This is a genomic window from Algoriphagus aquaeductus (assembly GCF_003253485.1).
In the GTDB taxonomy this organism is placed as follows: Bacteria; Bacteroidota; Bacteroidia; order Cytophagales; family Cyclobacteriaceae; genus Algoriphagus; species Algoriphagus aquaeductus.
This window is the reverse complement of the sequence record NZ_QKTX01000004.1, coordinates 274,454-287,781: the sequence shown is the minus strand read 5'-3', so window position 1 is coordinate 287,781 and position 13,328 is coordinate 274,454. Positions and strand designations below refer to the sequence as shown.

Sequence of the window (13,328 nt, the reverse complement as noted above, 5' to 3'; positions counted from 1 at the left end):
AAAGATGTTCAGTTTTTACCTCCTTTGGTGTTTGGGTTATTTGGTGCTTCACGCCTGGTTGTCCTATCAGTGGCCCCCAAAGCATCCGCTGAAGGCTCGAGCTCCACTTCCTTTGAAAACTTCCCTCATTATTCCTTTTCGAAATGAGAGTCAAAACGCTCCCCGTTTAGCTTTGGAAATAAGGAAAATTCAATTTCCGGATTTGGAAACCATCCTTGTGGATGATCAAAGTGAGGATGGTTCCTTTGAGATTTTATCTGAATTATTGGAAGATGTCCGTGGTGTTAGACTTTTAAAGAGCCCGGGAATTGGGAAAAAAGCAGCATTGAGCCATGGCATTTCGCATTCCAGAGGAGCCCTGATTGTCACCTCAGATGCGGATTGCTCTTTTCCGGAAAACTGGATAGAAAAATTATCAAGGCCCTTTCAACATTCTGCCATTCAATTGGTAGCAGGGCCAGTCGTGGCTAGCTTGAGGGGGAATAGCGTTTTTGGAAAATTTCAGCAGATCGAGTGGTTGAGTATCCTGATGTTGACCCAAGTTTCTTTTTTGCGAAAGCAGCCACTTATGTGCAGCGGAGCTAATCTGGCTTTTAGAAAAAAGGCCTTTGAAGAGGTGGGCGGATATCTTGGAAATGAACAGGTACTGTCGGGAGATGATGAGTTTCTGTTGAAAAAGATGGTCAGCTTTTATGGTCCAGAAAGCTGTGTGTATGTGCCTGCACGGGAGGTGCTGGTAGCTACTCAAGCCCAGGCGAGTTGGACAGACTTGATCAGGCAGCGTATCCGCTGGGCGGGTAAATGGAAATCCCATCAGTCATTTTCTCATGCGTCTTATGCATTGTTGGCTTTCATGAGCCAAGGGGTTTGGATCGGAAGTTTGGTGGTTTTTGTAGGGGGGTGGCAAGGGTTGTTATTTTTATTGACGATTTGGGGGGTGAAAATTTTGGCAGAAAAGTTAAGTTTGGGAAGAGTGGGGCTTTCACTCGGACAGCGTCTTGAGGTCAAGGATTATATCTTTACGAGCTTGATTCATCCGTTTTATGTTTTGGGTGTCGGACTGGGGACACTTTTCATAAAAGTGAAGTGGAAAGGGCGAAGCCAAGAAGATTCCTTAATTTAGCCTTCCAAATCACTGCTATGAGCGACCGAGAGTTTGATTTATTGGACGAGCTGTATTTTGTACAAGGATATAATTATTTAAAAGAGTCTTTAGGCTGGGAAGACCAGTTGTTGATGGAAACCTTGAACACACTTTACACCCAAGGCATGATCAAATGTCTGGCCGGGCCCGATAATGAGCGATTTGATCAAGTGGATATTTTCAGTGAGGGCAAGGATTTGTATTACCTCGCTACCAAAAAAGGACTAATGGCCCATAATACGCTATAACCCGTGATTCAGGATACTTATAAATTTGAGCGGAAAGAACTTGAGCTTAAGGCACTGCTCGAGATCACTCAAGCCATCAACGAAAACCAGCCTGAAACCGTACTCATCAATATTTTCAAGTTTACCTGCCTGGTTCACCTGGATATCAAGGCTTTGGTGTTGTATGTTTCCAAAGAAGGAAATTACGAGCGGAAAATCTCACATGGGGTCAAATCAAAGACTCCGGTGGTGCTACCTGCATCCTGGGTGATCGATGATAAGAAGTCGGGGAAAATGTCCATCCAACTTATGGAAGGGTATTCATTTGAGGAGTTGGAAACTTATCTTCCAGTCTATCACAAGGACCAAATGCTTGCCATTCTTTTTCTAAAAAGAAAATCAATGGATCAAGAGTTGGATCTGGATTTTACCCAGGCTCTGGCCAATATCCTGGTGGTAGCCTTGGAAAACAAGCGTTTTGCCAGAAGACAATTGGAGCAGGAGGTGCTTAAGCGGGAAGTAGAAATAGCCTCTCAGGTGCAGCACATGCTTTTTCCGGCCCATTTGCCTGATTCGGATCGGCTCAAGGCCAAAGTGACCTATTTCCCTCATAGCATGGTAGGAGGGGATTATTATGATTTGATCCAAAAAACAAAAGACCGGGTATTTTTCTGCATTGCGGATGTTTCGGGAAAAGGAATCGCCGCGGCACTGCTGATGTCTAATTTTCAGGCGACATTGAGAACGCTGCTTCGAAGCAATGCGGAGTTTGAAACGCTCGTGCGTCAATTGAATTATACCCTGTTTGACAATACCAAAGGGGAACGGTTTATCACGTTTTTCCTGGGAGAATTTGATTTTCAAACCAGAAAACTGCGATATGTGAATGCCGGTCACAATCCTCCGCTGCTGTGTAAGGAAAATGAGGGAAATACAGAACTGTTGGAGGCAGGAACCACCATTCTGGGAGCTTTTGAAGAGCTTCCTTTTTTGGAAATCGGAGTCCGGGAAAATCTTCAGCAATTCACCCTTCACCTCTATACCGATGGACTTACCGAGTCCATGAATCCGGAAGAGGAAGAGTTTGGGGAAGACCGGTTTAGGGCCTTCATCGAGAAAAACCGCTGTACTGATCCGGAAGATTTTCATCGGGAGTTTTTCCAATTGATGGGAGATTTTTCGAAGAATATTCCGCTTAGGGATGATTTGACCTTATTGAGTTTGAGGTTTCGCTAGATGATGAGGCCGCATCAAGTTCCAAGGTGGGTTCAACGAATATTCCCCAAAAGGACTTGGGAAGGACCTGATGAACCCAGGCAAGTCTTTTTGACTTTTGATGACGGACCTGTCCCGGGGATCACCGATTTTGTATTGACAGAGTTGGCAAAAAGAGATCAAAAAGCCACATTTTTTGTGGTGGGAGACAATGTGAATAAACATCCTGCCCTGGCGAAAGAAGTGCTCAGCGAAGGCCATCAGCTGGGAAATCATACCTACCATCACCTTCATGGATTTAAAACAAGTACGGATAGCTATGTGAAGAACGTGGTTTTGTGTGATCAGATTTTGGGACAAAAGCTAGGTCTCATGACACCACTATTCCGACCTCCTTACGGGCTCTTGACTCCCCGGCAGGCAAAAATCCTTTCCGAACAAAAGCAACTGGTCATGTGGAGTGTGCTTACGGGGGATTATGACCGATCCATTGCTCCGAATACGCTGTTGAAAGCGGTCAAGCCAATGACTTCTCCGGGTAAGATCATCGTTTTCCACGACCAAGAGAAAACGGATGGTCACCTCCAAAAAATACTTCCGGATTACCTGAGTTTTATAAAGGATAATGGATTCACCACCGGACTGCTATGAGCTGGGTTTTGGTTTTTTTTGCATTTCTTTTGATCCTCCAGTATGCCATTCTTTTCGTTTTGGTCAAGAAAAACTGGAAAAACCACGCAAACGACCAGTCAGGACGATTACCGATGGTGTCAATTCTGATTGCAGCCCGAAATGAAGAAAAGGATATTCCTCATCTTTTGAACTGTCTTTCTTTCTTGGATTATCCCGAGGATCGGTTGGAAATCCTGCTTGCGGATGACCAAAGTGAAGATAAAACAGCCGGATGCATCAGCGCTTGGGCAGAAGGATTTTCCAATCGAAAGTTGATATACATTCTACCCGAGCAAACCAACCTCTATCACCCTAACGGGAAGGCAAATGCCTTGGCTATTCTTGCCCTTCAGGCAAGAGGAGAGTTGTTTTTTTTCACGGATGCAGACTGCCAAGTCCCTGCGACCTGGCTAAAAGAAGGGGTTGGGTGCTTCAAAAAAGACGTCGGTTTGGTCATTGGAATAACGCAGGTTCGAAGTCTGGACCTTTTTGGAGAAATGCAGGAACTGGATTGGTGGAATACTTTGGGGATTGTCAAAGTGGTGACCGATTTGGGTTTTTCCACTACCGGCTTGGGTAATAATATGATGATCAGCAGGGAAGCGTATGAAAATTGCGGAGGTTTCGCGGGTTTACCATATTCCTTAACAGAGGACTTGGAGATCTCCCGATCTGTGAAAAAGGCAGGGTACAAGCTGATTCATCAGGTCGATCCCCGCCTCTTGGTTACTACCAAAGCGGAGTCGACTTGGGGGCACTTGCTACGTCAGCGAAAACGCTGGATGACAGGCGTGATGTCTCTTTCAACAGGTTGGAAAATCCTTTTGGGGCTTCAGTTTTTGTTTTTCCCCCTGGTGGGCTTCCTATTGTTCAATAGTTTACTTTTGGGATTTGGCGTTTGGTTGTTAAAAATCCTTTTCCAGGGATTATTCCTCAGCGAAATTGCCGGAAAAGCGGGGAAGAACCTGAACTTTGGATCTGTTCTGATCTTTGATCTTTACCAGATTTTGACCCTTTCCCTGACTATTCTTTATTACTTTTGGCCCGTCCAAACCCAATGGAAATCGAGAAATTACCCATGAAGCTCATCGATACGCATGCCCATATCTATTCCACCAAATTTGATGCTGATCGGGATCAGATTATAGAAGAAATTAAAGCCGCTGGAGTATCAAGGATTTACATGCCCAATGTTGATGTAGATACGATCGACCGGATGCTGGACTGCGAAAGCCGCTATGGGGATTTATGCATTCCCATGATGGGACTGCACCCCTGTGATGTAAAAGAAGATTTTGAAGCGCAGCTTCGGGTGATGGAAGGGTGGCTCAACCGGAGGCAATTTGCAGCCATAGGCGAAATCGGAACTGACCTGTATTGGGATAAAACCACCTTTGATATCCAAAAAGAAGCGCTGGAGATCCAGGTAGAATGGGCAAAGCAGCGCCAATTACCCATAGTACTCCATTGTCGGGAATCAATAGATCAGACGATCGAATTGATCGAAAAATGGCACGATGGCAAGCTCAGAGGGATTTTTCACTGCTTTACGGGAACCTTGGACCAAGCCAACCGAATTATTGAAATGGGGTTTTTATTGGGAATCGGAGGGGTGGTCACCTATAAAAACGGAGGATTGGATCAAGTAATCCCCCCTATTGGTTTGAAAAGTCTGGTACTCGAAACGGATGCCCCCTATCTGGCTCCTGTCCCTTACAGAGGAAAACGAAATACCCCGGCCTACCTTCCGGAAATTGCCCAAAAAGTGGGAGATTTAGTAAATCAGCCCATTGAAAAAGTCGCAGAAATCACGAGTTTCAACGCATTAAATCTTTTTAAAGAGATCGAAGCATGAACTATAAAATAGTCCGATTAAATACAGGATTGAAAACCAGCAAAACGGCTTCGGTTTTGATCATTTATACCGGAGGTACCTTAGGGATGGCTTATGATGAGTCAGGTGCATTGGTGCCTTTTAATTTTGGTCAGATTTTGGAAAAAATTCCCATTCTGTCCAATATGAACATTGCCATCACGGTGATCTCATTTCCCGAACCCATTGATTCCTCCAATGTGACCATGCGTCACTGGAAGGATATGGCTTACATTATCTTTGAAAATTACGACAGCTATGATGGGTTTGTCGTCTTGCATGGAACTGATACGATGGCTTATTCGGCGTCGATGCTCAGCTATATGCTGAACGGACTGAATAAGCCGGTGATATTTACAGGTGCCCAACTTCCAATCTCGGCCATGCGATCCGACGCAAGAGAAAATCTAATGACCTCCTTGGAAATTGCCACTGCAAAAATCAACGGGAGACCGATTGTTCCTGAAGTTTGTATTTTCTTCAATCACATGCTCCTCCGAGGCAATCGATCCAAAAAGGTTCAGAGTATCCATTTTGATGCCTTCGAGTCAGAGAACTATCCCATTTTGGCAGAAGCCGGGATCGTGATTGACTACAATACCAATGCTATTCGGCCTTATGAAGCCAATCGTAAGTTGATCAACCTCAATAGTCTGGACAATCGGGTGATGATCTTAAAGCTGTTCCCGGGCATTACGGATAAGATTATGGATGCCTGTTTTGCTATCGAGGGGCTGAGAGGGGTAGTATTGGAAACCTATGGATCTGGTAACAGCCCATCTGAATCGTGGTTTATGCAGTCTTTGGATCGGGCGATCAAGAAAGGGTTGATCATCCTGAACGTGTCCCAATGTAATGGAGGCCGAGTCATTCAGGGAAGGTATGAAACAAGCAAAGAATTGTTGGCGGTCGGAGTGGTCAGTGGTGCGGATATGACCACGGAGGCTGCTGTGACCAAGTTGATGTTTTTATTAGGGCAGAATTATTCCCGGGAGGAAATTTGCCTGAAACTCACTCAGTCTATCGCAGGGGAGATTACGGCTTGATTTTTCAAGGAAATTTCAAAAGCAGTTTGGAATCGGGGGGAATAATAATTTTCTTTGCACTCCGATTCAGAAAGGGATCAAATATCAACCAAACAGAGAGGTGTCCGAGTGGTTGAAGGAGCACGCCTGGAAAGTGTGTATACCTCAAAAGGGTATCGAGGGTTCGAATCCCTTCCTCTCTGCAAGTCAACTTTAGCGATAAGGTTGACTTTTTTGTTTCTGTCAAACTTAAAAATAAGCTACCTAGTGACGAGAATCCTCGGGATTGAAATTGACCGAAGGGAAATTCCCAAGGTGAGGTGTGGCTGCGGCTAGGGGCAATCTCTTCGGCTCAGCAAGTAAACTTTAGCGTTAAGGCTGATTTTTTTAGTTCCGTCAATTCTAAAAAAGCAATGGATGCGGTGCTGTTCCATAATTAGGGATAGTCAGATTCTTTTTGCAAGAAAAAAATGGCTTAGCCAGACAGATGAGGGAAGTGCGTTCTAATTTAAATCTGCCCTAAAAAAGTTTAATTTTTATTTCTAACTGAAATTCAATAGGTTTAAAAATTGTCGTGGTTTTGAATGTTGGAATTAGGGGAGAATACGTGCCTTCCAGGATGATCAGAACTAGGTTTGGTTCAGTCCGCTCATGTAAAAATTGCCTCAAATTCGCTTTAAACAGGGGATTCTTTCAAAAAAGTAAAATGGACCCTTTGTTTTTTGAATTTAAAAAATGATAACTTTAAAGCCTCGATTTAATCTGGAAACCATTTAACCTTTATCAAAAGTCTATTTAAAAAACACATTATGAGAAAGTTAATCGCTTTGTTCATGCTTGCAGGTATCCTATTCGTTCCTGTATTCGCAAACGCTCAAGATGCGCCAGCTGCATCCTCCTCCTCTCCTACAGTAGTTGACGATGAAATCGTGGCTGAGGAGCAGAGCTTTCACCAAGTAATTAAGGAGAAATTTATCGAAGGTGATCCAGTATATATGACTCCAGTATTGATCTGTTTGATCCTGGGTCTAGCTATTGCCTTGGAAAGAATCGTCACTTTGAACCTTTCCACTACCAACACGAAAAAGCTGATCAATAAAATCGAAGATGCACTTTCTTCAGGTGGTATTGAGGCAGCTAAGGATGTGACCAGAAATACCAAAGGTCCGGTTGCTTCTATCTTTACTCAAGGTTTGATGAGATATTCTGAAGGTATCGAAATGGTTGAAAAATCAATCATTGCTTACGGTTCCGTAGAAATGGGCCGTTTGGAAAAAGGATTGGTTTGGATCTCTCTTTTCATCTCTTTGGCTCCAATGTTGGGCTTCATGGGTACGGTAATCGGTATGATCTTCGCCTTCGATACCATCGAAGCAGCAGGTGATATCTCTCCATCCATCGTAGCAGGTGGTATTAAAATCGCGCTTTTGACTACGGTAGCGGGTTTGATCGTTGCGATCATCCTTCAGTTGTTCTACAACTATTTGGTAGCTAAAATCGACTCTTTGGTTAATGACATGGAAGATGCTTCTATCTCTTTGGTAGACGTGTTGGTTAAGCACAAATTGACCGGTAAGTAAGTCTTACTTCGGTTTTGTTCTAAATCAATTTCCAAAAAACTAAAGTAATTAATATGGATTCATATGATATCATGCTCTATGTGAGCTATGCGCTGGTAGGTTTGGGAGCTGTTGTCTCTATCCTGCTTCCGCTGTTAAAATCTTTGGACAATCCTAAAAGTCTAATGAAGACAGGGCTTGGAATCGTTGCTATTGTAGTGCTGTTTTTTATCAGTTACTCAATATCCACCAACGAAGTTCTTCCAAAATTTGAGGGAGAACCCTTCAATTTGACTCCTCAGATGTCTCAAATGGTGGGTGGGTTTCTAATCACCACTTACATATTAACGATTATCGCAATTGTTGGTATTGTGATTACCGAATTATCTAAAGCTGTAAAGTAAGATGGCAAGGAAAAAAGGAAGAATGAGTCAGGAGGTAAACTCAGGATCTATGGCGGATATCGCTTTCCTGTTGTTGATCTTCTTTCTCGTGACCACTACAATCGCTTCGGATAAAGGGATCTTAAATATCCTCCCTCCGAAGTTGGATCCGAATGTGCCACCTCCAGACATCAAGAAAAATGAAAGAAACATTTTCAATATCTTGATTAACGCCAACGATGACCTGTTGGTAGAAGGTGAATACAGAAGGACTGCAGATGGCCTTGATAAAGAAATGAAGGAGTTCATTTTGAACTTTGGGGAACCCAATGAAGAGGCGGTAGCCCTGTTCAATACCCTCCCCGCTTCACTTCAGGCTGTAGCTCAGCGAAGACCTGAATCTTCAGATCATCCCAAAGAGGCAGTAATTTCGATCAAGACCAATAGAGGTACGAGCTATGAAAAGTTCCTCGAGGTATTTGACTTAGCCAAAAAAGCCTATTTTGATATTTACGCTGAGCGGGTAAACCTAACAGCCGATCAATATAGAGGCTTGTCAGGTGAAGATGAGGCTACCAAAGCGCTTCAAGACAAAGGAAAAGAAGGAATCCCTATGGCGATTTCGATTGCAGAACCTGATAAAATAGGAGGGAATTGATATGTCAAAGTTTAAGAAAAAGACGAATACTCAGACCAATATTCCTACATCAGCGTTGCCTGATATTATCTTCATGCTTTTGTTTTTCTTCATGGTAACCACCGTGTTGAGAGAGCAGACTATCCTCGTCGAGCAGAAGATTCCTCAAGCAACTCAGCTGCAAAAGCTTCAAAAGAAGACGCTTATTTCTTACATCTATATTGGTAAGCCGAAAAACACCGCACTCTATGGTTCGGAACCTAGATTTCAAGCCAATGATGCGCTGATTACAGCTCCTGATATCGTGCAGTGGGTCAACCAAGAAAGAGATATGCTTCCTGAAGCTGACCGTGGTTTGATCACCATTTCCATGAAGGTGGATAAGGACGTCAAAATGGGACCCATTTCTGACGTTCAGACCGAATTGAGAAATGCAGATGCCCGTAGGGTACTCTACGCTTCCACAGGAAAGATCTATCAAGATTAATTTTCTTAATCAGTATATTTAAAGCCATTCGCATAGCGAATGGCTTTTTTATTGGATTCTATGAAACTTAAGCTGAACAATAAAAAGAAAGTCCAAAATGCTTGGGCGATGTATGATTGGGCCAATTCTGTATACAGTTTGGTCATCACTTCCACTATTTTCCCGGTTTATTACAACAGTGTTACCAAAGGGGTGGATGGTTCAGACCGGGTTAGTTTTTTTGGTTGGGAAGTAGTCAATACTGTTCTGTATTCGTATTCCATCTCCTTTTCTTTTTTCATTATTGCACTGATTTCGCCGCTTCTTTCAGGTATGGCAGATGCTTCGGGTCGGAAATTGGCCTTTATGAAGTTTTTTGCCTATTTGGGGTCCATATCCTGTGTTGGGCTTTTCTTTTTTGACGGATCCAATCTTGAATTTGGCATTCTCTGTAGTGTGATGGCCAGTGTGGGATATGCAGGAAGTATCGTGTTTTACAATGCCTATCTTCCGGAAATTGCCTCGGAAAGTGAATATGACTTTCTCAGTGCCAGAGGGTTTGCCTTGGGATATATAGGAAGTGTGATTTTGTTGGTTTTCAACTTATTGACGATTCAATTTCCGGATCTTTTCGGGTTTCCGGAGGGTAGTTTTGCTCCTCGATTTTCATTTTTGATCACCGGTCTTTGGTGGGCTGGATTCTCCCAGATCCCTTTTCGCTTTCTTCCTAAAAATCCCTACAAAAAAAGTATCCATCGTGGACTGCTTCTAAAAGGGTACCAAGAAATCAGCGCTGTATTCAAGCTGGTAAGGGCCATGCCTATGATGAACAGGTTTTTAGCGTCCTTCTTTTTTTATTCCATGGGTGTTCAGACAGTGATGTATCTCGCGGCTTCTTTTGGAGACAAAGAATTGGGGCTCCCTGGTGATCAATTGATTCTTACCGTATTGATTATTCAGTTCGTAGCCATAGGCGGGAGTTATCTATTTGCTTTCCTTTCTGCCAAATTTGGAAATAAGATAAGCTTGATGATGATGGTTCTGATCTGGATTGGGATCTGTGGTGCTGCCTATTATGTCTATACGGTATATGAATTTTATGCGCTGGCATTTGTGGTGGGAATGGTCATGGGCGGTATCCAATCTCTCTCTAGATCCACCTATTCCAAATTGATTCCGGAAGACACTACGGAGCATGCTTCGTTTTTTAGTTTTTATGATGTGACAGAAAAGATGGCGATTGTCATCGGTACTTTCACTTATGGCGCTATTGAACAATGGACTGGAAGTATGCGCAATTCGGCTGTTTCTTTGGGGATTTTTTTCTTGGTTGGACTTGGGTTTTTAGTATTGGTTACTATTCCTAAAAAAGCACTTTCCACCAAAGTAAGTTGACGATGATCAAGATTTTATCCGGTGCCGAAGTTTCAATCCTGGATAAGCATCACATCCAAGGAAAAGGAATATCCAGTCATCAATTGATGGAAAAAGCGGCTGAGGGTTTTGTGGATTGGTTTTTGGAAAAGCGATTTTCTTCCAGTAAGCCAATTGCCCTATTTTGTGGGGCAGGAAACAATGGGGGAGATGGATTGGCCATAGCCCGTTTATTGACCAAGCATGGCTTTCAGTGTGTGGTTTTTACCTGTTTCGCTGATGAGGGTTCTCTCAGTGAAGATTGTCGGATCAATTTAGGATTACTTCCATCTGCCATCCGGAAATTTCCCTGGAATGAATTTGACTCCGAGGAGTTTGGTTTGGTTATCGATGCTTATTTGGGGGTGGGAATCAAAGGCCCCTTACGTGAGGAGGCTAAATCAATCATTGATAAGATCAATTCATTCAAAGGGATTAAGGTTTCGGTGGATCTTCCGAGTGGCTTGTCTGCTGATTATTCGGGATTTGATCATTGCGTCCACGCTGAGGTTACGGTAACTTTTGCTTTCCCAAAATTAGCGCTTTTGTTACCTGAGCATGCCAAGGTGACTGGGGAGCTCGTTTTGGTCGATATCGGGATAAGTGAAGAGGAGTTGGAGGTTTTTCACTCCTCGTATTATTACTTGTTGAAAAAAGATATCCCTGCTTTTCATAAAAAATTTCATCGGTTTTCTCATAAGGGAGATTTTGGGAAAGTATTGCTTATCGCAGGAAGCAGAGGAAAAATGGGGGCTGCAGCCCTCTCCGCAAAAGCCGCCTTTCGAACTGGATCAGGTCTTGTTTCCTGCCAAGTTCCACTGGAAGAAAGAATCATAATCCAAACCTCTGTGCCAGAGGCGATGTGTGTTTTCGAGGATTCCATAGACTGGATGGCCTTTGATGCCATAGGAGTGGGACCTGGGATTGGCCTGGATCAAGGGGAGCTTTTGGAAAAATTGCTGAGAGAATACGATCGTCCGATTGTAATGGATGCGGATGCGCTCACGCTGCTTTCCAGAAATCCTTCATTCCTGGATCTGATTCCAAAAGAAAGCATTTTAACTCCTCATTTGGGAGAGTTTGAGCGGCTTTTTGGGAAATGTCGAACGCATTTGGAACGGTTGGAAAAAGCCAGGCGGTTTTGTATGAATTACAAACTGAATGTCCTGATCAAAGGAGCTAATTCTGTCATTTGCCTTGCTGATGGTCGGCAAATCTTCAATTCTTCGGGGAGCCATTTCATGGCTACTGCCGGGATGGGAGATGTGTTGACAGGAATGATTACTTCATTTCTTGGACAGGGATACAGCTCAGAGCAAGCTTTGGTGTGCGGGGTTTACCAGCATGGTCTTGCAGGAGAGATGGCTGGAGACATGAAAGGACGGGGTACTCTTGCCTCCGATGTGATAGAGATGATTCCTGAAACATTCAAAAGATTGGGTGTGTCCTGAAAATATATTCTCCCGAGTCCAAACTTAATTTTTACAATTCAGGTTTTCTGACCAATAGATTTTGAAGATGACTAAAGAAAAAGCGCTGCTATGGACTTTGGCAGCAATTAATTTTATCCATATCGTTGATTTTATGATCCTGATGCCTCTGGGTCCCCAACTGATGAGGCTATTTACTATCGGTCCAAGTGAGTTTAGTTTGTTGGTCTCGTCCTATACTTTCAGTGCCGGAGCCTCCAGTTTTTTTGGAGCATTTGTGCTGGATCGGTTTGACCGCAAGAAGATCCTGCTCTGGGTCTATGTCGGTTTTACCATTGGCACCTTAGGATGCGCTCTTTCTCCCAATTATCCGATATTACTTGCTGCTCGGGTGATTTCAGGCATTTTTGGAGGACTTACCTCCGCACTGATATTGGCTATAATTGGAGATGTGATTCCAGATGAGCGAAGAGGGCGGGCGATGGGATTGGTAATGTCGGCTTTCTCTTTCGCCTCCGTCATGGGTGTACCTTTGGGGTTGTTTTTGGCGAGCTTGTCTGATTGGCATACGCCATTCTATATTCTGTCAGCACTTGCGCTGTTGAGTTTGGGGATGATTTTCCGGTTTATTCCTTCGATAACCGATCATTTGGGTAAGGAAATCAAGCGCCCACATCCTTTTGAAGTAATCACCCGGGTGACAAGCAATGGCAACCAAATGCGGGCAATTACTCTTTCAATTATGATGATGTTTGGGCAGTTTATGATCATTCCTTTTCTCAGCCCTTACAATGTGGCCAACGTCGGGTTTACCGAGATGCAATTGACCTATATCTATATTGCCGGAGGGGCTTTTACTATTTTCACCTCTCCATGGGTAGGCAAGCTCTCTGACAAGCACGGCAAGCTGAAGATTTTCACCATTTTCATGGTGCTCAATTTGTTGCCCATTGCCATCATCACCCACCTGGGGGTAACTCCGATTGTCTATGTTTTGATGGTTACCACCTTGTTTTTTGTCACATCAAATGGTCGATATGTTCCTGCAGCGGCAATCATAACCGGTACGGCCATGCCGGAAAATCGGGGAAGTTTTCTAAGCTTCAACTCAGCTGTTCAGCAATTGGCAGCCGGTTTTGCTTCCTTGATTGCCGGACTGATCATCGGGCAAAATGAACTCGGTCAGCTTACCAATTTCAATTGGGTGGGGTACTTAGCGATTTTTTTTAGCATTCTTTGCATTCCTTTGGCGAGAAGAGTGAAAGTGGTGAGTTAATTCGGGTA

Annotated in this window: 14 protein-coding genes and 1 tRNA gene; all 15 read left to right on the top strand. The window is 43.7% G+C overall.

All coding sequences use genetic code 11. From position 1 onward, the window contains the following. Positions 1–4 precede the first annotated feature (4 nt). The 15 genes from CLV31_RS07560 (at position 5) to CLV31_RS07490 (ending at position 13,320) form a co-directional block, all read left to right on the top strand. Positions 5–1,123 (top strand): glycosyltransferase, encoded by a 1,119-nt coding sequence (locus CLV31_RS07560; protein WP_111392264.1) that lies wholly within the window; start codon positions 5–7, stop codon positions 1,121–1,123. A 17-nt stretch (positions 1,124–1,140) separates the two neighbouring features. Further along, complete coding sequence (locus CLV31_RS07555) at positions 1,141–1,392, top strand: hypothetical protein (RefSeq protein ID WP_111392263.1); 252 nt, start codon at positions 1,141–1,143, stop codon at positions 1,390–1,392. 3 nt (positions 1,393–1,395) lie between these two features. Next, positions 1,396–2,607 (top strand): PP2C family protein-serine/threonine phosphatase, encoded by a 1,212-nt coding sequence (locus CLV31_RS07550; RefSeq protein ID WP_111392262.1) that lies wholly within the window; start codon positions 1,396–1,398, stop codon positions 2,605–2,607. After that, on the top strand, positions 2,608–3,237 hold the full coding sequence (locus tag CLV31_RS07545) for a polysaccharide deacetylase family protein (RefSeq protein ID WP_317048779.1): 630 nt from the start codon (positions 2,608–2,610) through the stop codon (positions 3,235–3,237). It abuts the gene before it with no gap. After that, entirely contained in the window at positions 3,234–4,340 is a 1,107-nt protein-coding gene (locus CLV31_RS07540) for a glycosyltransferase family 2 protein (RefSeq protein WP_111392261.1), read from the top strand. Before CLV31_RS07545 ends, CLV31_RS07540 begins: the two co-directional genes overlap by 4 nt. Then, positions 4,316–5,113: a TatD family hydrolase gene (locus CLV31_RS07535; protein WP_245943351.1), complete on the top strand. Its 798-nt coding sequence runs from the start codon at positions 4,316–4,318 to the stop codon at positions 5,111–5,113. The genes CLV31_RS07540 and CLV31_RS07535 overlap by 25 nt, the downstream gene beginning before the upstream one ends. Further along, positions 5,110–6,177 (top strand): asparaginase, encoded by a 1,068-nt coding sequence (locus CLV31_RS07530; RefSeq protein WP_111392260.1) that lies wholly within the window; start codon positions 5,110–5,112, stop codon positions 6,175–6,177. The genes CLV31_RS07535 and CLV31_RS07530 overlap by 4 nt, the downstream gene beginning before the upstream one ends. A gap of 94 nt (positions 6,178–6,271) precedes the next feature. After that, positions 6,272–6,359 (top strand) — tRNA-Ser (locus CLV31_RS07525). Between the two features lie 606 nt (positions 6,360–6,965). Further along, positions 6,966–7,736: a MotA/TolQ/ExbB proton channel family protein gene (locus tag CLV31_RS07520; RefSeq protein ID WP_111392259.1), complete on the top strand. Its 771-nt coding sequence runs from the start codon at positions 6,966–6,968 to the stop codon at positions 7,734–7,736. A gap of 53 nt (positions 7,737–7,789) precedes the next feature. Further along, entirely contained in the window at positions 7,790–8,119 is a 330-nt protein-coding gene (locus CLV31_RS07515) for a hypothetical protein (RefSeq protein WP_111392258.1), read from the top strand. Position 8,120: 1 nt separating this feature from the next. Then, complete coding sequence (locus tag CLV31_RS07510) at positions 8,121–8,756, top strand: ExbD/TolR family protein (protein WP_111392257.1); 636 nt, start codon at positions 8,121–8,123, stop codon at positions 8,754–8,756. Position 8,757: 1 nt separating this feature from the next. Further along, a complete protein-coding gene (locus CLV31_RS07505; RefSeq protein ID WP_111392256.1) occupies positions 8,758–9,222 on the top strand; it encodes an ExbD/TolR family protein in 465 nt (154 codons plus the stop codon). A gap of 60 nt (positions 9,223–9,282) precedes the next feature. Beyond that, positions 9,283–10,596 (top strand): MFS transporter, encoded by a 1,314-nt coding sequence (locus tag CLV31_RS07500; RefSeq protein WP_111392389.1) that lies wholly within the window; start codon positions 9,283–9,285, stop codon positions 10,594–10,596. Between the two features lie 2 nt (positions 10,597–10,598). Beyond that, positions 10,599–12,065: an NAD(P)H-hydrate dehydratase gene (locus CLV31_RS07495; RefSeq protein WP_111392255.1), complete on the top strand. Its 1,467-nt coding sequence runs from the start codon at positions 10,599–10,601 to the stop codon at positions 12,063–12,065. A gap of 67 nt (positions 12,066–12,132) precedes the next feature. Next, a complete protein-coding gene (locus tag CLV31_RS07490) occupies positions 12,133–13,320 on the top strand; it encodes an MFS transporter (RefSeq protein ID WP_111392254.1) in 1,188 nt (395 codons plus the stop codon). The last annotated feature ends 8 nt before the right edge of the window (positions 13,321–13,328 follow it).